We start from the raw sequence: 19550 nt of genomic DNA, 5'->3' as shown, positions 1-19550 counted from the left end.
AGCCAATGAGCAACGACGGAAACGGTCCGACCTTCTCAAAGATGAACAGCAGTCTCAAGGAGAACCTGCTGGACAGAATGAGGAACACCCACCAATCGTCCGAGCGGAACCGGATGGCGCGGTCGGAGCGGGATTTGCCGCCCGCGCCCCGTCGTCAGCAGGCCCGCTTCGAGGACTTGGCCGAATATAAGCAGGTGATGGCGCAGAAGTTCGCGAGTGAACAACTCGGTATCGCCAACCCGTTCTACCGCCCGCATCAGACGGCGGCCGGCGCGACGACGGTGATCGACGGCCGTACGCTGATCAATTTCGCCTCCTACGACTACCTTGGGCTGAACAAGCATGTCCATGTGCTGGATCGGGCGCGTGAGACGATCGGCACGTTCGGAATTTCCGCCTCGGCGAGCCGGCTTGTCGCCGGTGAGCGGCCTGTCCATGTCGAGCTCGAGGAGAGGATCGCGCGCTTCTACGGCGTCGATGCCGCCGTCTGCTTCGTCAGCGGCTATCTGACCAACGTGGCAGCCATCGGCTGTCTCATGGGCCCGAAGGACCTCGTCATCCATGACGAATTCATCCACAACAGCGCCCTTGCCGGCATCAAGCTTTCGGGCGCCACCCGCCGGCTGTTCAAACATAACGATACGGCGGATCTCGAGCATGTGCTGCGCACGGTTGCCGGTGACTACCGCCACATCATGGTGATCGTCGAGGGCATCTATTCGATGGATGGCGATATTGCCAACCTGCCGGCACTGCTCAAGCTCAGGGCGGAATATGGCTTCTGGCTGATGGTCGACGAAGCCCATTCGCTGGGCGTACTTGGAGACAGGGGTAAGGGCCTCGCCGAACATTTCGGTGTCGACCCGCACGAGGTCGATATCTGGATGGGAACGCTATCGAAAACGACGTCGAGCTGCGGCGGCTATATCGCCGGCAGCGCGGCGCTCGCCGCCGTGCTCAAGGCGTCCGCCGGGGGCTTCGTCTACAGCGTCGGTCTTGCGCCCGTCCTCGGCGCAGCGGCGGTCGCCAGCCTCGACATACTGGAACGCGAACCGGAGCGCACCGCGGCACTGCGGCGGAACGGCGGCCTGTTTCTGAAACTTGCAAGGGACGCGGGACTCGATACCGGGCTGAGCGGTGGCTATTCGGTCGTGCCGGTAATCGTCGGTGATTCGTTGCGGGCGGTGCAGCTTTCGAACGACCTGCTTGCCGAAGGCATCAACGTCCTGCCGATCATCCATCCCGCCGTTCCGGAAGGCTTGGCGCGCCTGCGCTTCTTCATCACCAGCGAACACACCGAGGAGCAGATCCGCCGCACGGTCACCCTAACCGCAGAACGCCTTAACGACCTCACCGAACGCAATTTCGGCCTTGGCGGGGTCGATATCGAACAGATGCTGAAGGCGATCTCGGCGCGCTAAAGCATATCGTCCAAGGTGTGCACCGGTTCTGGGATGGGTTTTCAGTCCCCCATCCGTTCCGGGACGTTAACACGACCAAGCCGCCGACTGCGGCCGTAAGCGGGATTTCCGCATGACTCATGTGATCATCACCGGCGGCTCGAGCGGCATAGGCCTGGCACTCGCGTCCCTCTATGGCGCCCGCGGCGCACGGCTCTCTCTCATTGCCCGCTCGCGCGTTCTGCTTGAGCAGGCGGCGCTAAAGCTCGTCTCGAAGCACGGGATGAGCGCCGAAGACATCCGCATCGAAACGGCCGATGTGGCAAACGAGGACGAGGTGAGTACGGCGATCTCCCGTTGCGTCGAGGCGGGAGGCCCCTGCGACATACTCGTGACCTCGGCCGGCATCGTCGAGCCGGCGCCGTTCGAAGCCACGCCCAGCCTGTCCTTCCGGCGGCAATGGGAGACGAACTTCTCCGGAACCGTCAATGCGGTGCGCGCCGTCTATCCGGAGATGGTTCGGCGCCGAAAGGGACAGATCGTCATGATATCCTCCGGCGCAGGTCTCATCGGCATCTATGGTTACTCCGGCTATTGCGCATCGAAATTCGCCCTTCACGGCTTTGCGCAAGCCTTGCGCGCCGAAGCGCGCTGCCACGGCGTTCAGGTAACGGTAACCTTTCCGCCGGACACCGAGACCCCGCAATTCGAGCGGGAGCTCGAACTGCGCCCGCCAGAGGCAGCCGTCGTCATGGGCGCGGTCCGCCCCTGGAGTGCCGAAGCCGTTGCGAAGAGAATTGTTGAAGGCGTCGCGCGGGGGCGGTTCGAGATTTATTTCGGCTTCACGCTCTTACTGCTCGGCCGCTTTGGTCCGGCCGTTCGGCCGCTTCTCAATTGGTGGTTCGACAGAGTGATCGCACGCAGTCGTGGACGGTGATCGTCGAAAAACATGCGCGGCTTGTCCCTGCCGGTATTAGGATTTAAGTGTCGAAGAGCCCTGCTGCCGAGGCAGCGACGGCAGTAAACGGCTCGAAGGTATCGGTTTGGCGCTACTTCCCTTTCAACTGCACGACTACCCGACAGCGCTGACGCTTGGCTGCTTTCTTCTCTCCTGCGCGGTGATCTTCTTTACCGACCGCTTCGCGCTGCCGAAGCGGGAGCGGCGAAAGAACGCCTCTCCCTACGGCCGCAATCAGGACATCGTCGACATTCTTGCCCGTCTTCCGGTGATTGCGCTCGTCTTTGCCGGCTTCTTTGCAATTTCCTGGCGCCCGCTCTATGCGGCGGCCGGGACGATGAGCTTCTTCATCATCTTCACCGGCATTTCCCGCGCCAAGTTCAAGTTCATTCGCGAGCCGCTGGTCTTCTCGGATATTGCCCTCGTCGCCGATGTCTTCAAATACAAGACGATCTTCTACGCGAGTTCGCTAAACATCGTCTTCTGGATCGTCGCCTTCCTGTATGTCTTCGGCGTCTCGGGCCTCTACATGTATTTCGAGCCGAGTGTCCTGCCGGCGCGGGACAAGCTCTTCTGGATCGTGCTAATGGTCCTTGCTGCAAGCGCCCCTTGGATCTCGCTGTTCCACGGCCCGGTTAACCGCCCGACCGCCGCGCTCGTCCAGCGGCTCGTCGGCAAGGTGAACGTCAAGATGAGTACGGTGCGCTTCGGCACCTTCGGCTCGGTGGTCTTCCACTTCATCATATGGCTCGGAGTAAAACGCGAAAAGATCGTCGCCGAGCTTTCCGAACTGCTGCGTGCCGCGGTGCACGATCTCATCGGGCATGAGGAAGCACCCCTGATCGTCGTCTGGCAGTCGGAATCCTTCATCGACATGCGGCATTTCGGGGTCGATACAATCAAGCTGCCGACGATCGATCGGCTGCGCAAGCAGGCGGTGCAATGGGGCCGGCTGAGCAATGTCTTCGAGGGTGGCTATACGCTGCGTACCGAATTCGCCGTCTTGAGCGGGCTGGTTCCGGACGATATCCACGTCGATGCGAGCTATCCCTATCTACGGGCCTCGCACTATGCCGACGTCGTCTGGCCGGGCAAATTGAAGCGGGCCGGCTGGAGCACGCATTTCATTCATCCCTATGACAGAACATTCTTCCTGCGCCACAAGGCCATGCCGGTGCTGGGTTTCGAGAAACTGTCCATGCTCGACGCCTTCGACCATGATTGCACGCGGGACGGGCTGTATGTGTCGGACGCGGCGCTGACAGAGCGCGTCGTCGCGGAGGCGCGAAAGCTGCCGCTGGAGGAAAGCGGTTTCCTGTTCATCGCATCGATGGCCAATCACGGGCCGTGGGAGCCCGGACGCGTCGGAGAACTCGCCAATCCTGTCGATATCTACCTGGCGATCCTCGAGCAATCCGACGCCGCCCTGAAACAGCTGATCGATAGCCTCGACAAGCTCGATCGCCCGGTCTGGCTTGCCTTTTATGGCGACCACGCGCCTTTGTTGAAATCTTTCGCCGATCCCTTCCCCGACCCGCGGACGGACTACTTCATCGTGCCGCTCGCCAAAGCCAAGTCAGCCAACCATCGCTCGGTACCGCCACAGGACGAAGATCCATGGAACCTTCTGCGCGCCTTGCTCAAGCACGCCGACCTGCACAAGGACGCGCTGCAATAGCAGCGGCAGCGGGCATTCATATGACGGAAGGCACATTGATCAGGCATATGGGGCGAAGGACATTCCTGTTCCTGCAAGGCCCCTCGTCACCGATCTTCGCCAAGATTGCCTCGCGGCTCGAAGCGCATGGCCATCGCTGCCTGCGGATCAATCTCAATGTCGGCGATTGGATCTTCTGGCGCCGCCGCGGCATGTATAACTATCGCGGCTCTGCTGCCCGTTGGCCTGACCATGTGGACGCCTTCATTCGCCGCCATGGGGTAAGCGATCTCATCCTGCTCGGCGAGGAGCGGCCCTATCATCAAAAGGCCATCGCCGCCGCGAGGAGGCACGGGGCTGCAGTCTTCGTCGTGGAAATGGGCTATCTCCGGCCCGACTGGCTGACGCTCGAATGCGGCGGCATGTCGTCCAATTCGCATTTTCCCGCCGACCCCGAGCAGATCCTCGAGGCCGCGGTCGCCCTGCCCGAGCCCGACTGGCAGCGACGCTATTCGCAGACATTCTTCGCCGAGGCGGCCTATGACCTCCTCTACAACCTGCCGAATGTCTTTTTCTGGTTTCTCTATCCGGGCTACCGCCGCCACGGGATCTTTCATCCGCTGGCGGAATATGCCGGTTGGATCAGACGACTTGTAGCGAGCAAACGTCACCTGCGCAGGGCCAAGGCGGCCATTCGCTCGCTTGCCTCGGCAAGCAATCCCTATTTCGTCTATCCGCTGCAGCTCGAGACCGACTATCAGTTGCGCGCGCACTCGCCCTTCAATAGCCAGAAAGAAGCGATTGAGGATATACTCGCTTCTTTTGCCCGCCACGCCCCTTCGGCAAGCAGGCTGGCGATCAAGGTCCACCCGCTCGACAACAGCCTGATCCCCTGGCAGCGGATCATTGCAGCGCGGGCGGCGGCGCTCGGGATTGGAGATCGTGTCACCTTTCTCGAGGGCGGCAATCTGGATTTGCTCGTCGAGGGGAGCGCCGGTGTGGTGACCGTCAATTCGACCGCCGGTTTGCATGCCCTGAAGCAGGGCAGGCCCGTCAAAGTGCTTGGCCGGGCGATCTTCGACATTACCGGGCTGACGGACCAGAGGCCTCTCGACGCCTTCTGGGCGGCGCCGAAGCCGCCGGACCCGGCCTTGAGCGCTGCGATGTTCCGGTTGATGGCTGTTTCCATCCAGGTGCGCGGCAATTTCTACTCGCACGCGGGAACGGATGCCGGTGCCGAAGTGATTGCCGAACGGCTGCACAGGAACACTGTCAATCAACCGGGCGCCTTCATCGATCCGCCGCCGCGGAAAAGACCGGAAAAGAGAAACGTTTCCGCATAGAGCGGGGGATGTACTCACATGCGTTCCCGCCACTGCCCTACAGCGCCGCGCGACTTATCAGATGCGCATAGATCGCTGTATTGCTGTATGTCCGCGATCAGGCCACGCCGGCGCGCAGCAGGTCGTGAATGTGCAGAATACCGAGCGGCATTTGCGCATCGTCGACGAGGAAGAGCACGGTCACCTTGTGTTCCTGCATGAACTCCATGGCGGCGCTGGCGAGCACGTCTCCCTTCACCACGCGCGGACTATGCGACATCACCTCTTCGACCGGCTGGCTCAGCAGGTCGCCGGCCATATGACGGCGCAGGTCGCCGTCGGTGATCACGCCGACCAGGGCGCCATGTTGGTCGACGATGCCGACGACACCGAAGCCCTTCGACGACATCTCGATGACCGCCTCGCTCATCGGGCGGCCGACGGCAAGCAGCGGCACCTGTTCCGCCACATGCGCCAACTCATGGACCAGGCGCAATTGGGCCCCCAGCTTGCCACCCGGATGGAAGGTCTTGAAATCCTCGGCGGAAAAGCCGCGCCGTTCCAGAAGCGCTATCGCCATCGCGTCGCCGACGGCAAGCTGCAGCATGGCCGAGGTCGTCGGCGCCAGCCCGTGCGGGCAGGCCTCCGGCACTTTCGGCAGCACCACCGCAACATCCGAATTGCGCGCGAGGATGCTGTCGCGGTTGGATGAGATCGAGACGATCGGTACGCTGAAGCGCTTGGCATAGGTGAGCATGTTGGCGAGTTCCGCCGTTTCGCCAGACCAGGAGAGCAGGATGAGAGTATCTTCCGAGGTGATCATGCCAAGATCACCGTGGCTCGCCTCGGTTGGATGGACGAAATAGGCAGAGGTGCCGGTGGAAGCCATGGTCGCGGCAATCTTGCGGCCGATATGTCCGCTCTTGCCGACGCCGGAAACGACGACACGGCCCCGGCCTTCGCCGATCAGTTCGACGGCGTCGACGAGGCTCTGCGCAAAGGCTTCGTCGGTTGCCACATGGGCGGCGAGCGCCGTGATGCCATTGCTCGCCGTCGCCAGGGTCCTGCCGATCGAATCCAGCACGGCACCGCTCGAATGCCCTTCCGCCTTCGCATGTCTCAAGCCCATCTTCGAACCCTGGTTTGAAGCAAATCAGCCGCCGCCAACCGGCTTTGCCAAACGCGGCGAAAAACAATTGGAGCCAAATAGGCCCTTTTTCTTGGCAAACCAAGCTCCCTCGGCCCAAATTTCTCCGTCACTGGGAATATTGTCGGCCGCTGTGATCAGCCGGCGCGCTTTTCCACAGGCACGTCGGGAACCAAAGCGGCTCCGGTCGCGAACTCGGCGAGCGTCATAGAATCGAGAATGGAGGCGATCGCATCGCGTACGGAGGTCATGGAAATGCGGACCCGACAGGTCTCCGGATCACTGCAGTCCTCGCAGACTTCGTAAGCGGTACGACTGGCGCAACGGATTGGTGCCAGGGGGCCATCGAGCGTTCGGATGACGTGCCCAATGCGAATCTCCGATGCCGGGCGCGACAGAGAATACCCGCCGCCCGGGCCCTTCTTGGAGCGTAGCACGCCAGCATTGCGCAATTCAAGCAGGATCGTGTCTAGGAATTTTTTGGGGATATTGTTGCGCAGCGCAATCTCGTTGATAAATGCCGTTTGGCCTGGTTCAAGTCGCGCCAGGTCGACAAGGGCCTTCAATCCGTATTTCCCCTTTTTCGTCAGCATTCCGGCAGAGTCTCCCCGCATGCGGACGGTCGGAAACCGTCCGCATGCGCACAAGCTTATACTTGTCGCATAGCACAGAATTGCTCCGCCAATACATAATTATCATCGACATCCGAAGGGAGATCGCACGCCCGCAGCGGCGCTGCATTTTACCTGCGCGGCGGAGCCTAACCTTACGCTCGATGTTTACGCGATCAAAGGAAATAGCCGCAGCCGGAAAAGTCATGCGGCCGCGGCGCCACCTTGGCGGACTAGGGGAGCCTTTCCGGCGAGAAGATGCCGGATCGCCGCCCGCGCCTCTTCGGCCGAGCGGAACCGCCGCGCGTCGAGGTCCCAGACCTGATACTTCACGGCCAGAAACTTTACCTGGTCTTCATCGGGAACGATGACGCCGACGGGTACACCGTCATGTTCAATGACTTGCTTGTTCATGCAAATAACGCTCCTCCACGCATTGAGCGCGGATCTTCAATTCTCGGCAGGGATAAGTTCGGTGGTTCGAACGGTCACATTCGGCGAAGGGCGCCAGTGAGACCTTTCACCGTTGCACGACAAAGGGAACGCGAGCCGCAGAAAGCGGCGGTCGAGACGATTCTTGACATGTCACTCTCCTTCGGCTTAGGCGGCGCAGAGCGCCGCGACGGTTCATGAACGATGCGAGGCGGAGTCCTTCCGCATCACAATGTGTAAGCTAGGACAATCCATTACTTCAGTCAAACGATAACCGGGCTCGAAACGTCTATTCCTCGAGGACCTGATCACGAGACTGCCTGCAGATGTCCCGCCGCCCCGGATCAGCTATCCCGTTATCTGGGTAGCGCCGAACCGACCTGCAAGGGACGCCTCGTATATAGGCAGCACTTTCCGACGAAAAAGGGGCGGCTCTCCCGAGCCGCCCCTTTTTGGATCGAGAGCGATCTTTCCGCTCCCGAAAACGAACGAGCCCGTCGGCTCGCTACGCCGTAGGCGTGCCAGCCTCCTGCGCACCCGAGCGACCCGCTTCCCGGTCCTTCCACCAGCGGCTCAGGAACAGGAGAATCGGCCCGCCGATATAGATCGACGAGGTGGTGGCGACGACGACGCCGAAGATCATCGGCCAGGCGAAGCTGCGCACGACCTCGCCACCCCAGATGGCCATCGGCACCAACGAAAGGGCCGTTGCCACCGAGGTGAAGATGCATCGCGCGATCACCTGGTTGATGCTCATGTCGATGAGCTCGGAGAAGGGCATCGACTTGAACTTGCGCAGGTTTTCGCGCATGCGGTCGTAGACCACGACTTTGTCGTTCACCGAGTAGCCGATCATCGTCAAGAGCGCGGCGATCGCCGTAAGGTTGAAGTCCACGCCGGTCAAGGCGAAGAAGCCGATGGTCTTGGTAATGTCGAGCAGGAGCACCGCGATTGCACCGACGGCGAAGTGCCACTCGAAGCGGAACCAGATGTACAGCAGGATCGCCAGCATGGCGAGGCCGACGGCGAGCGAGCCGGACCGCGCGAGTTCCGAACTGATCGTCGGGCCGACAACCTCGGTCCGCTCCAAGGTTGCGTCAGGCACGGCGGCCGTCACCGCATCCTTGATGCGGCTCAGCGCTGCCGTCTGCTCCTTTTCACCGCCCGGCTGACGCTGGACCCGGATCAGCACCGATTGGCCGCCACCGAAGTCCTGCAGTGCCACTTCGCCGAGGTCGAGTTCTTCCAGGCTTTGGCGCAGCGTCGGCAGGGAAATCCTGTCCTTCGACACGGCCTCGACCTGAATGCCACCAATGAAATCGATGCCGTAGTTTAGGCCAGGCGTGAAGAACAGGATGACCGAACTGATCGACAGGAAAGCCGAAAGGCCGATCGCCTGGTAGCGCCGTTTCATGAAGGAGATAGTCGGAAGCTTCGGCACCCGCCCGAAGAGCGACGGAATCTCCAGCTTCTTCATCTTCCGGCGAACGACGACTTCACGCATCAGCAAGCGCACGATCGTGACGGACGTGAACATCGAGATGGCGATGCCGAGCATCATCGTCACCGCGAAGCCCCGGACCGGACCGCTACCGAGCCAGAACAGCAGGATCGTGCCGGTGAGCGTGGTGATGTTGGCATCGATGATGGTGGCGTATGCCTTGTTGAAGCCGAGATCCAGGGCCTTCATCGCCCCGGCGCCGTTTTCCGTTTCCTCCCGAATGCGGGCGTTGATGAGAATGTTGGCATCAACCGCCATGCCGATGCCGAGGATGATACCGGCAATGCCGGGAAGGGTCAGCGTCGAGCCGATCAATGCGAGAACGCCGATGGTCATGACGGTGTGCAGCATCAGCCCGACGTTGGCGATCAGGCCCCAGGCGCCGTAGAGGACGACCATCAGGGCGATGACGAGACCGAAGCCGACGAGGCCGGTATAGAGACCCATGCGGATCGAATCGCTGCCGAGATTCGGGCCGACGGAGCGCTCCTCGATGATAGTCAGCGGCGCCGGCAGGGCGCCGGAACGCAACAGCGCCGAAAGGACAGTTGCTTCCTCGACCGTGAAGTTGCCGCTGATCTGGCCGCGGCCGCCGAGGATCGGCTCGTTGATGACGGGCGCCGTCAAGACCTTGCCGTCGAGGACGACCGCAAAGGGCCGGCCGACATTCTCCCGGGTGATCTCGGCGAACTGGCGAGCGCCGAGCGAGTCGAAGCTGAAATCCACGACCGGCTGGTTCGTACGCTGGTCGAAACCGACCTTGGCATCGGCCAGTCGTTCACCGGAAATCGCGACGCGGCTTTCGACCGGATAGCGGTTGCCGTCATCGGCACCGGGAAGGATCTCGACGCCGCGCGGCGCCGGCTGCGTCACGTCCACGGTCTGATCGAGCATATGGAAGCTCATCTGAGCGGTGGAGCCGAGGAGCTCACGAAGGCGCGTCGGATCTTGAAGGCCCGGAAGCTGGACGAGAATGCGGTTCGATCCGATGCGCTGGATCAACGGCTCGGCAACGCCGACCTGGTCGACACGGTTGCGGATGATCTCCAGGCTCTGCTCGACCGCCTTGGTCATGCGGTCGGCGAGGCCGGCTTCAGTGAGCGACAGCGTGACGACGTCGCCGGCGGTCGTGACCTCGACCTCCGGCGCCGAGGCGCCGAAGCCGATGACGCTGACGGGCGTCGCCAGTTCCTGCAGCTTCGGCAGCACCTTTTCCCGATCCGCAGGATCGGGGATGCTCACGGTCACCGTGTTACCGCTGATGCGAGCCGAAGAGGCGGAAACACGCTCGCCGCGCAACACGCGTCGGGTATCGTCAAGAAGGGTGTTGAGCCGTGCCTTTTGCAGGCCGGCGCCGTCGACTTCGAGCACGAGATGCGAGCCGCCCTTGAGGTCAAGGCCGAGCGTGACCGGCTCGAACGGCAGAACGGAAGTGAATTGCTGCCGCATCGCCGACGGCAGCATGCTCGGCAGCGCCGCGAGGCAGCCGAAGATAACGATCGCGACATAGGCGAGGATCGCCCATCTGGGTGTATGCATTTGGAAATTCCATGACCGCCTGAACGCGCCTCTCCGGCAAGTCCGGGCCTGAGTTTTCATCTGCCGGGCAGAGCCGAAAGTTAGATCAGCCCAGGTGTTTAAAGGATGATCCGGGCCGCGGGCGGGGCACGAATGCGATCGCTCTGGCGCGATGCCTGGACGACGATTTGCGTTTGCGTGACCGGCGCCGGCCGATCACCGACAACCGCAGGCAGAACGGAAAAGGCGAGCGGAAGAGCCGGATCGGGATCGCCGCCGAGGGTCGCCTTTCCCTCCGCCCGCGCGCCGATGAAGCGAAAGTCGGGCAAGGCGACGGCCCTCGAGACCTGGCGCGCCACCGGCCGATCGGAAGATCCCGTATCCCGCGCGGCGACATCGCCGGTCTGCGCCCCCGGGCCGATCCGACCCGCAACGCTTTGCCCGACCGCGATCGCCGGTACGGAAAAGGAGGCGCAGAACAGCCACAGCACGGCAAGAAGCCGGCCCGCTTGCATGCTCTTGCTGCCACCACCCAGGAGGTCCATTGAGGACACGATCCCTTTCTCTCGGCGCCAGGCGCCCATGAGACGAATTGACCCGATACCCGGCGATTAACACAAGAACGTGGCCGGATTCGAACGCCGGCGCCCTTAACACCATTCCGGGCAGCAAATGTCAAATCCCGCTTGGCTGTTGCAGCCTTGATCCTGAAAGACTGAGACGCCCCAGCAAACCGCTCACATATTCCCTCATTCGCTCTCCATCAGGCGGTGGCGCCGATGGTCCTTGCCTGGTGAATTTCGATCAGCGACGGACCCTTTCGCGCGGCCGCGTCGGCGAGGGCGCGCGGAAGCTCCTCAACGTCGGCCAATCGCTCCGCCGGGACGTCGTAGGCTTTGGCCGTCAGCAGGAAATCCGGAGCCGTAGGGTTGACGCCTCGCGGGACGATGCCGGCCTCCAGCATGTGGGTTTCGATCTCCCGGTAGCCGTCATTGTTCCAGACGAGGAAGATCACCCTTGCCTCGGCATCGACTGCAGAACCGATCTCGGCCAGCGAAAATTGAAGGCCGCCATCGCCGACAAGGCAGACGACCGGCCGTCCGCCATCGGCAATCGCCGCGCCGACGGCTGCTGGCGGCGCATAGCCGAGGGAGCCGTAGCCCGTGGCCGAGTTGAACCAGGCGCGCGGCCGCGGCGCGTCGCAATAGAGATTGCCGGCATAGACCGCCTGAGTCGAATCCCCGACAATGGTGCAATCCGGCAGCGCCTCATATATCGCATGGATGACGCCCACCTCCGCCTGCATCTTCGGTGTCAATTCCTTGACCGCTGCCTTTCGCGACGCCTCGGCCCGCGTAGCGCCGTTCTTGGCGACTCGATCGGGGAGGAAGCCGACCATTCCCGCGGTCGCAGCCTTCGCGCCGGAGAGGATCGAGAGCGAAGCGCGCGGCCCCCGCGCAAGCTGCGCCGCATCGATATCGATGCGGATGAGATTTCGCAGTTCAGGGAAACCGCCGTCGGCATAGAGATCGTAATCTGTTTGCCCCATTTCGGTGCCGAGCGCCAGCACGAGATCCGCGTCCCGAAGCAGGGCGCGCACGGCCTTTAGGCTCGGGCTTGCGGGCACGCGCAATGGGTGGCCCGCCAACAGACCACGGGCGTTGACGGTCGTGACCACCGGTGCCCCGATCCGTTCCGCCAATACGCGCAGTTCCGCTTCGGCAGCCAGCGCGCCGCCGCCGCAAAGGATCGCCGGCCGCGACGCGTCGGCGCAGAGGATGGCCGCCCTCTGCAGCGTTTCTCCGTCAGCGTGCGGGCGGGTCGCCAAGGCCGGCTTTGCCGCTTGGCTCCCGACCGTTTCAGCCATCACGTCGGTAGGAATCTCTATGTGGACGGGACCCGGGCGGCCGGATAACAGCACGGCAAAGGCCCGGTCGATGACCAGCGGCAAGTCGACCGGATTGAGCAGCGTATGCGAATAGAGCGCCAGCGTCGTCATCATTCCATGCTGATCGGGCAGTTCGTGCAGCAGGCCGCGGCCATGCCCGAGCGAGTCGCGGCGGTTGACGCCGGAGATCACCAGCATGGGGATCGAATCCTGCCGGGCCTGCGCCATGGCGGTGATCGTATTGGTGAGACCAGGGCCCGTGATGACCAGCGCAACGCCCGGCTTGCCGCTGACGCGCGCATAGGCGTCGGCCATGAAGCCGGCGCCCTGCTCATGGCGTGGGGTGATGTGGCGGATTTTCGAAGCCGCAAGACCGCGATAAAGCTCAACCGTGTGCACGCCGGGGATGCCGAAGACCACGTCGACCCCGTTTGCCTCGAGGAGACCGACGAGAGCTTCGCCGACGGTTCTCATCGCAACACTCATGCGCGGCGCTCCCTTCGGGTCATGCAGCGCTCGGCCAAAGCGGCAATGCGGCGGCAGGCTTCGTCGATGGTCTCGTCCGCAACCGTTAGGCTCACGCGCAGGAAGTCCTCCGCCTGCCTGCCGAAGGACGACCCCGGCATCACCGCCACGCGCTCCTCTTCGAGCAGCGCCCAGGCAAAGGCATCGCCGGAGAGGCCGGTTCCCGCAACGTCGATCAGCGCAAACATACCCGCTTCCGGCGGTAGGACTGCGATGCCCGGTGCATGGGAGAGACCGTCGACTATAAGGCCGGCGCGCCGCCCATAGGCCTCCCGCATCTGCCGTGCGGTATCGATCTCATGCGTCAAGGCATGGGCCGTCATGTCCGCAATGAAAGGCTGCTGTCCGAACAGCATGGTTTCCGAAACCGGCAGGAGTCGCCGGGTAAACTCTGCCGGCCCGACCGCCCAGCCGCTGCGGAATCCGGGCGCGGCATGGGACTTCGAAATCGACGAGACCACGATCGTGCGTTCGGCGAGGTCCGGATCGTCGAAGGGCGAAGCGAACGTACCCCCGAAGACTAGCTCCTCATAGACCTCATCGCAGACAATCCAGAGGTCGTGGCGGCGGGCCACTTCGCCGATCGCCGCGATTTCGGCGGCCGTAAGCACGGCGCCGGTCGGGTTGTGCGGCGTGTTGAGCAGCAGCACGCGGCATTCGGCCGTGACCGACCTTTCCAGATCCTCCGCCTGCATGTGAAAGCCCATATCAGATTTCAGCGGCACGAATACCGGATCGGCGCCGGCCGCACGAATGACGCCTTCATAGGTCGCGTAGAGCGGATCGCCGACGAGCACGCCGTCGCCGGTCTCGGCAAGCCCCAGCATCACGGTAAAAAGCGCCGTCTGCGTGCCGGGGAAACAGAGGACATTCTTCGCCGTCACGTCGGCTCGGCGGCGACGGTATTTTTCCGCAAGCGCCGAAACCACGGCTGGCTCGCCGCGGCCGTTAGAGTAACGGTACCGACCCGCGTTCATGGCGCGCTGGCACTCCTCGAGGAGGGCGCGATCGGGCGGCAGGTCCGGTTCGCCGATCGTCAGTTCGATGATGTCGGCACCGCTCGCCTTCAATTGCCGCGCACGAATGTGCAGCGACCACTTGCCGGAACCAAGGTCGGCCAGCCGCGACGTGATCGACGCATAGCGCATGTGATTTCTCCCGTTCGTTATTCCTCTAAAGGCAGACCGAGCAACGATTCGACCGAGGCCATGGCGATGCTGATCAGCTCTCCCTCGCGGAAGAGGTCGCCGGCAAGGCAGCCTTCGATCCAGAGACCGTCGACCAGGCCATTGATTGCTATGGCGTAGCGGCGACAGAACTCATCGCTAGCGGGTCTGCCCTTCGCCGCGAGGAAATCGCTCAATAGGGCCTGCAGGGCGTTGCGGAAGGCGAGATAGCCCTCGCGGTGAATCTCCGCGAGGACAGGATCGACCCTCACCTGGCTGATGAAGGCTGCCCACAGCGAGACGCTGCGACTGTCGGCCACCGGCTCGCTGAGATTGATGGCGATGAAGTCCTTGAGACGCGTCGCCGGATCGCCCTCGACATTCTTCGCCTTTTCCGTCAGCGAGGCGATTACGGCGCGATAAGCCTCCGCGACCATCTGATCCTTGGAGTCGAAATAGTGCCGGACGAGCCCAGCGGTGACGCCGGCGCGGACCGCGATCTGGCGGACGGTGGCACCCTTGAGACCGAATTCGGATATACAGTCGAGCGTCGCCTCGATCAGTTCCTGCCGGCGTTCGCCTTCCGGAGCGCGGTGAAAGCTGCGGCGCCTCACGGCCGCCCCCGGATCCCGGCGTCTGCCGACCAAATCGGTTCGTTCCAACCGGATAGGCTCATTAGCTGCTCCTGCGGCGGGCTCGTTCAAGCGGGAGTCCCGCCAGAAATTTTGGGCGGCGCCGTTATTATACACTTGAACAATAACGACACAAGTGCCAGCATACTGCCAGGAAACAGCGAAAAAGCCGAAAAATGCTGCACGACAGCCACACGAGGGGAACTGTTTTCATGCTTTTGAGAAGCCCGCCAACCACGGGAACCGCACACCGATGACGGAGGCGGCCGAGGCAATTGCTGTCAGTGACCTCCATAAGCGTTTCGGGCCGCTGGAAGTGCTGAAAGGCGTATCCCTGACGGCGCGCCCGGGCGACGTCATTGCGATCATCGGCGGCAGCGGCTCGGGCAAGTCGACGCTGTTGCGCTGCATCAACATGCTGGAATTGCCCTCGGCCGGACGGATCAGCGTTCACGGCGAAGAGATCCGGATGAAATCCGACGGCAGGGGCGGACTGGTGCCGGCGGACCGCAAGCAGGTCCAGCGCATCCGCACCCAGCTCGGTATGGTCTTTCAGAGCTTTAATCTCTGGCAACATATGACGATCCTCGACAATGTCATCGAGGCGCCGGTACATGTGCTCGGCAGATCCAAGGCCGAAGCCGTAGAGATGGCCGAAGCGCTGCTCAAGCGGGTCGGGCTCCACGACAAGCGCGACGCCTATCCGGCCTTCCTTTCAGGGGGCCAGCAGCAGCGTGCGGCGATCGCCCGGGCGCTCGCAATCCAGCCGCTCGTCATGCTCTTCGACGAGCCGACCTCAGCGCTCGATCCGGAGCTCGTCGGCGAGGTGCTTTCCGTGATCGGCGATCTTGCGCGCGAGAAGCGGACGATGATCCTCGTCACCCACGAGATGAAGTTCGCCCGCAACGTCGCAAACCACATCGTCTTCCTGCACAACGGCATCATCGAGGAACAAGGACCGCCGGACGCGATCTTCGGCACGCCTAGATCCGAAAGGCTCAAGAAGTTCATCAGCTCAATTCATTGAATTCCTGAATGCTCAACAACCACAAAGGGGAACAGCATGAAGAAGACATTGAAGCTCCTGGCGCTGGCCGCCGCACTGTCGATTACCGGCGCCGCCGCCTCGGCTGAAACGGTCAAGGTCGGCATCGCCGCCGAACCCTACCCGCCCTTCACCTCGCCCGACGCCAACGGCGATTGGGAGGGCTGGGAAATCGAGTTCATGAAGGCGATCTGTGCCGAGGCCAAACTCGATTGCGTGGTCACGCCGGTTGCCTGGGACGGCATCATTCCGGCACTCAACGCGAAAAAGATAGACCTGATCGTCGGTTCGATGTCGATCACCGAGGAACGATTGAAGACGATCGACTTCTCCGACAAGTACTACAACACGCCAACCGGGATCATCGGCGCCAAGGGCGAGGACATCAAGCCGACGCCGGAAGGCCTTGCCGGCAAAACGCTGGGTGTGCAGGTCTCGACCGTGCACCAAGCCTATGCGACCAAGCATTTCGCCCCTGCCGGCGTCGAGATCAAGGAATACCAGACGCAGGACGAGGCAAACCAGGACCTCGCCGCCGGTCGCCTCGATGCCGTGCAAGCCGATGCGATCGCGCTCGACGCTTTCCTCGAGAGCGACCAGGGCAAGGCTTGCTGCGAATACAAGGGCGACGTTGCCCAGGATGTCCAGGTGCTCGGCCCCGGCGTCGGCGTCGGTCTGCGCCAAGGGGAGACAGAACTCAAGGACAAGATCAACGCGGCGATCAAGGCGATCCGTGAGAACGGCACCTACGAGGCCTTCTCCAAGAAGTATTTCGACTTCGACATCTATGGCGGCTGATCCGCAATTGGCCGGCGGTTACAGGACCGCCGGCCGAAGCGTTCGGAGTTGACCGCCATGGATTCCTTCGTCAACTGGAGCCTGCTTGCTCTCTCGGCCCCGGGCTGGGGCGGCGTTCTGCTGCAGGGCTTCCTCCACTCGATCGAAATCGCCCTCGGCGGCTATGCGCTCGGGCTCCTGCTCGGCGTCGGCGGCGCCTTCGGCAAGCTCTATGGCGGTCCGGTGCTGCGCGATTTGCTCGAGTGCTATACGACCGTGGTGCGGGCCGTACCAGAGCTCGTGCTGATCCTGCTCCTCTACTATGCGGGCACCGATCTCCTGAACCAACTGCTCGGCCTTGTCGGGCTCGGGACGGTCGACATCAGCGGCCTGATGGCGGGTGTCTTCGTCATCGGTGTTGTCCAGGGCGCCTATTCGACGGAGGTGCTACGCGGCGCAATCAAGGCGGTGCCGGCGGGTCAGATCGAGGCGGCGCGCGCCTACGGCATGTCGCCGGCCAAGGTTCTGAGGCGCATCACCCTGCCGGCGATGCTGCCCCACGCCATTCCCGGTCTCGCCAACCTCTGGCTGATCGCAACCAAGGACACGGCGTTGCTCGCCGTCGTCGGCTTTGCCGAACTGACGCTCGTGACCCGCCAGGCGGCCGGTGCGACCAAGGCCTATTTCCTCTTCTTCTGCGCGGCCGGCGCGCTCTATCTGGCGCTGACACTCGTTTCCAACCTCGTCATCGGCGTCATCGAACGGCATGCCCGCCAGGGGTTCGTGGAGCAGCGATGAACAACGAAACCACCCACGCGCTCGCCTTGTCTCCCGAGGATATCCCCAAGGCGGAGAGCTTCTTCAAGCCGCATCGGATCGTGCTGATTATCCTCTTCGTGGGCCTGGTTCTTTCCATCGCGATCCTCATGCGCTGGGATTGGCTGCCGCGCTACCTCCCGCAGCTGGGGAACGGCATCCTCGTCAGCCTGGCGATGCTGTTCACAACATCGCTCCTCGGCTTCCTGATAGCGGTCCCGCTCGGACTCGCGCAGGTGACCGGGCCGTGGTTCCTGAAGGTTCCGGCCCGTCTTTTCTGTACCGTCATTCGCGGCACGCCATTGCTCCTGCAGCTCTGGCTCCTCTATTACGGGCTCGGTTCGCTTTTTCCGCAGTTTCCGGCAATTCGCCAGTCCTTCCTCTGGCCCTATCTCCGTGAGGCCTGGCCCTATGGCATCGCGGCACTGACGATCTCCTTTGCCGCCTATGAGGGCGAGGTGATGCGCGGCGCTTTCGCAGGCGTGCCCAAGGGGGAATTGGAGGCGGCACACGCCTACGGAATGGGCCGATGGACGCTGTTCCGGCGCATCTGGCTGCCGCGCGCCGTGCACCGGGCGCTGCCGACGCTAACCGGCGAAACCGTATTGCAACTCAAATCCACGCCGCTGGTGGCAACGATCACCGTTGTCGACGTCTATGCGGTGATCTCCAAAGTGCGGCAGGAGACCTACCTGACCTACGAGCCGCTGCTCCTGCTCGCACTCGTCTATATGTGCTTGACGGGCCTTCTGGTGCTTGCCTTCCGCTATCTCGAAAACCGCATACCAACCCGTGGTGCCTGACATGAAACTCACTGCCGCCATCGACAATGCCATGCCGGAACTCGTCGCCATCCGCAGGGATTTGCATGCCCATCCGGAACTCGGACTAGAGGAGAGGCGAACATCGGCCTTCATCGCGCGTCATCTCGAGGCGCTGGGCTACCGTGTGACCACGGGACTTGCGAAGACCGGCGTCGTCGGCACGCTGACAAACGGCACCGGCTCCCGCTCCATCAGCATCCGCGCCGATATCGACGCCCTGCCGATCCACGAGGAGACCGGGCTCGGCTATGCGAGCAAGACGCCGGGGCTGATGCATGCCTGCGGCCATGACGGCCACACGGCAATGCTGCTCGGGGCGGCCCGCGCGCTTGCCGAGCGGAAGAACTTCGACGGCACGATCCACCTCATCTTCCAGCCGGCCGAAGAGAATTTCGGCGGCGCAAAGATCATGGTCGAAGAGGGTCTGTTTGACAAATTCCCATGCGACGCAGTTTTCGCGCTCCACAATGAGCCGAACCTGCCCTTTGGCTACTTCGCCTTGCGCGAAGGTCCGGTGATGGCGGCGGTCGACGAGGCGCGGATCACCGTCCACGGCCGCGGCGGCCACGGCGCCGAGCCGCAGGAGACGGCCGATCCGATCATCTGCGGCACCAGCATCGTCATGGCGCTGCAATCGATCATATCGCGCAACATCCACCCGATGGACCCGGCGGTCGTCACGGTCGGCGCGTTTCACGCGGGCTCGGCGAGCAACATCATTCCGGAACGGGCCGAGATCGTCGTCGGCATTCGCTCTTTCGATGCTGCCGTGCGCGACGAACTCGAACGCCGCATCCGCACGATCGCGGGAGCACAGGCGGAAAGCTACGGCATGCGCGCAACCGTCGACTACGAGCGCAGCTACGATGCGACCTTCAACCACAAGGCGGAGACGGACTTCGTCCGCGACCTCGCCATCCGCTTTGCCGGAGCGGACAAGGTCATCGATCTTGCCCGTCCCTATATGGGCAGCGAGGACTTCGCCTATATGCTCAAGGAAAGGCCGGGCACCTATTTCTTCCTCGGATCGCGGGTGAAGGGCGAGGAGAAGCCGCTCCACCACCCGGGCTACGATTTCAACGACGACCTGCTGCCGATCGGCGCCGCATTCTGGACGGAACTCGCAGAGGCCTATCTCGCGCGTCCTTGATCTCGATCTCCCGGTCCAAATGCCGCAGGCGAAAGATTGCCGCAGTGTGACAACGTGGCGGCCGGGCCGTCATTGACCTTTGGCAATTTTCCCTCAGATTCAATCACACGATGAAATCGACGGCGTCGACGGGGTTGCGGCGCCGATGAGCGACAATGCCGGGACGGACCTAGTCCTCTTG

The 19550-nt window shown here is 62.7% G+C and carries 17 protein-coding genes; 9 read left to right on the top strand and 8 right to left on the bottom strand.

What is annotated here, in order from left to right; all coding sequences use genetic code 11:
• Positions 1-5 precede the first annotated feature (5 nt).
• The 4 genes from SJ05684_RS00915 (at position 6) to SJ05684_RS00900 (ending at position 5358) form a co-directional block, all read left to right on the top strand.
• Entirely contained in the window at positions 6-1421 is a 1416-nt protein-coding gene (locus SJ05684_RS00915; RefSeq protein WP_034851669.1) for an aminotransferase class I/II-fold pyridoxal phosphate-dependent enzyme, read from the top strand.
• A gap of 112 nt (positions 1422-1533) precedes the next feature.
• Positions 1534-2337 (top strand): SDR family oxidoreductase, encoded by an 804-nt coding sequence (locus SJ05684_RS00910; protein ID WP_034851667.1) that lies wholly within the window; start codon positions 1534-1536, stop codon positions 2335-2337.
• 106 nt (positions 2338-2443) lie between these two features.
• Complete coding sequence (locus SJ05684_RS00905) at positions 2444-4036, top strand: LTA synthase family protein (RefSeq protein ID WP_034851666.1); 1593 nt, start codon at positions 2444-2446, stop codon at positions 4034-4036.
• Positions 4037-4056: 20 nt separating this feature from the next.
• Positions 4057-5358, top strand: coding sequence for a capsule polysaccharide biogenesis protein (locus SJ05684_RS00900; protein WP_034851664.1), 1302 nt, complete (start codon positions 4057-4059; stop codon positions 5356-5358).
• A gap of 97 nt (positions 5359-5455) precedes the next feature.
• On the opposite strand, the gene SJ05684_RS00895 is transcribed toward SJ05684_RS00900, so the two are convergent.
• The 8 genes from SJ05684_RS00895 to SJ05684_RS00860 form a co-directional block, all read right to left on the bottom strand.
• Positions 5456-6466: a KpsF/GutQ family sugar-phosphate isomerase gene (locus tag SJ05684_RS00895; protein ID WP_095694183.1), complete on the bottom strand. Its 1011-nt coding sequence runs from the start codon at positions 6464-6466 to the stop codon at positions 5456-5458.
• A gap of 155 nt (positions 6467-6621) precedes the next feature.
• Entirely contained in the window at positions 6622-7077 is a 456-nt protein-coding gene (locus SJ05684_RS00890) for an RrF2 family transcriptional regulator (RefSeq protein ID WP_034859372.1), read from the bottom strand.
• Positions 7078-7299: 222 nt separating this feature from the next.
• A complete protein-coding gene (locus SJ05684_RS00885) occupies positions 7300-7509 on the bottom strand; it encodes a hypothetical protein (protein ID WP_034859370.1) in 210 nt (69 codons plus the stop codon).
• Between the two features lie 523 nt (positions 7510-8032).
• Positions 8033-10567, bottom strand: coding sequence for a protein translocase subunit SecD (gene secD, locus SJ05684_RS00880; protein WP_034859369.1), 2535 nt, complete (start codon positions 10565-10567; stop codon positions 8033-8035).
• Between the two features lie 98 nt (positions 10568-10665).
• On the bottom strand, positions 10666-11091 hold the full coding sequence (locus tag SJ05684_RS00875) for a hypothetical protein (protein ID WP_034859367.1): 426 nt from the start codon (positions 11089-11091) through the stop codon (positions 10666-10668).
• A 218-nt stretch (positions 11092-11309) separates the two neighbouring features.
• Entirely contained in the window at positions 11310-12920 is a 1611-nt protein-coding gene (locus tag SJ05684_RS00870) for a 5-guanidino-2-oxopentanoate decarboxylase (RefSeq protein ID WP_034859365.1), read from the bottom strand.
• Entirely contained in the window at positions 12917-14107 is a 1191-nt protein-coding gene (locus SJ05684_RS00865; RefSeq protein WP_034859363.1) for a pyridoxal phosphate-dependent aminotransferase, read from the bottom strand. The genes SJ05684_RS00870 and SJ05684_RS00865 overlap by 4 nt, the downstream gene beginning before the upstream one ends.
• Before the next feature lie 17 nt (positions 14108-14124).
• Positions 14125-14739 (bottom strand): TetR family transcriptional regulator C-terminal domain-containing protein, encoded by a 615-nt coding sequence (locus SJ05684_RS00860; protein WP_034859380.1) that lies wholly within the window; start codon positions 14737-14739, stop codon positions 14125-14127.
• Between the two features lie 271 nt (positions 14740-15010).
• Between SJ05684_RS00860 and SJ05684_RS00855 the strand changes: the two genes are divergently transcribed.
• From SJ05684_RS00855 to SJ05684_RS00835, 5 genes are read left to right on the top strand one after another with little or no spacing between them, the layout of a single operon-like run.
• Entirely contained in the window at positions 15011-15784 is a 774-nt protein-coding gene (locus SJ05684_RS00855; protein ID WP_034859361.1) for an ABC transporter ATP-binding protein, read from the top strand.
• A gap of 36 nt (positions 15785-15820) precedes the next feature.
• Positions 15821-16600, top strand: a complete 780-nt coding sequence (locus tag SJ05684_RS00850; RefSeq protein ID WP_034859359.1) for a transporter substrate-binding domain-containing protein — start codon at positions 15821-15823, stop codon at positions 16598-16600.
• Positions 16601-16657: 57 nt separating this feature from the next.
• Positions 16658-17377, top strand: coding sequence for an ABC transporter permease (locus SJ05684_RS00845; protein ID WP_034859357.1), 720 nt, complete (start codon positions 16658-16660; stop codon positions 17375-17377).
• Complete coding sequence (locus SJ05684_RS00840) at positions 17374-18198, top strand: ABC transporter permease (RefSeq protein WP_034859355.1); 825 nt, start codon at positions 17374-17376, stop codon at positions 18196-18198. Before SJ05684_RS00845 ends, SJ05684_RS00840 begins: the two co-directional genes overlap by 4 nt.
• 1 nt (position 18199) lies before the next feature.
• Positions 18200-19369, top strand: coding sequence for a M20 aminoacylase family protein (locus SJ05684_RS00835; protein WP_034859353.1), 1170 nt, complete (start codon positions 18200-18202; stop codon positions 19367-19369).
• Positions 19370-19550: the final 181 nt, after the last annotated feature.

Origin of the sequence: Sinorhizobium sojae CCBAU 05684 (genome assembly GCF_002288525.1) — a bacterium.
Taxonomy (GTDB): domain Bacteria; phylum Pseudomonadota; class Alphaproteobacteria; order Rhizobiales; family Rhizobiaceae; genus Sinorhizobium; species Sinorhizobium sojae.
This window is presented reverse-complemented; position numbering and strand designations above follow the sequence as displayed.

Excerpts from the sequence above, each read along its gene's own strand:
- SJ05684_RS00915 (WP_034851669.1), top strand. The coding sequence starts at position 6 with ATGAGCAACGACGGAAACGGTCCGACCTTCTCAAAGATGAACAGCAGT.
- SJ05684_RS00910 (WP_034851667.1), top strand. The coding sequence starts at position 1,534 with ATGACTCATGTGATCATCACCGGCGGCTCGAGCGGCATAGGCCTGGCA.
- SJ05684_RS00900 (WP_034851664.1), top strand. The coding sequence starts at position 4,057 with ATGACGGAAGGCACATTGATCAGGCATATGGGGCGAAGGACATTCCTG.
- SJ05684_RS00895 (WP_095694183.1), bottom strand. The coding sequence starts at position 6,466 with ATGGGCTTGAGACATGCGAAGGCGGAAGGGCATTCGAGCGGTGCCGTG.
- SJ05684_RS00890 (WP_034859372.1), bottom strand. The coding sequence starts at position 7,077 with ATGCTGACGAAAAAGGGGAAATACGGATTGAAGGCCCTTGTCGACCTG.
- SJ05684_RS00885 (WP_034859370.1), bottom strand. The coding sequence starts at position 7,509 with ATGAACAAGCAAGTCATTGAACATGACGGTGTACCCGTCGGCGTCATC.
- secD (WP_034859369.1), bottom strand. The coding sequence starts at position 10,567 with ATGCATACACCCAGATGGGCGATCCTCGCCTATGTCGCGATCGTTATC.
- SJ05684_RS00875 (WP_034859367.1), bottom strand. The coding sequence starts at position 11,091 with ATGGACCTCCTGGGTGGTGGCAGCAAGAGCATGCAAGCGGGCCGGCTT.
- SJ05684_RS00870 (WP_034859365.1), bottom strand. The coding sequence starts at position 12,920 with ATGAGTGTTGCGATGAGAACCGTCGGCGAAGCTCTCGTCGGTCTCCTC.
- SJ05684_RS00865 (WP_034859363.1), bottom strand. The coding sequence starts at position 14,107 with ATGCGCTATGCGTCGATCACGTCGCGGCTGGCCGACCTTGGTTCCGGC.
- SJ05684_RS00855 (WP_034859361.1), top strand. The coding sequence starts at position 15,011 with ATGACGGAGGCGGCCGAGGCAATTGCTGTCAGTGACCTCCATAAGCGT.
- SJ05684_RS00850 (WP_034859359.1), top strand. The coding sequence starts at position 15,821 with ATGAAGAAGACATTGAAGCTCCTGGCGCTGGCCGCCGCACTGTCGATT.
- SJ05684_RS00845 (WP_034859357.1), top strand. The coding sequence starts at position 16,658 with ATGGATTCCTTCGTCAACTGGAGCCTGCTTGCTCTCTCGGCCCCGGGC.
- SJ05684_RS00840 (WP_034859355.1), top strand. The coding sequence starts at position 17,374 with ATGAACAACGAAACCACCCACGCGCTCGCCTTGTCTCCCGAGGATATC.
- SJ05684_RS00835 (WP_034859353.1), top strand. The coding sequence starts at position 18,200 with ATGAAACTCACTGCCGCCATCGACAATGCCATGCCGGAACTCGTCGCC.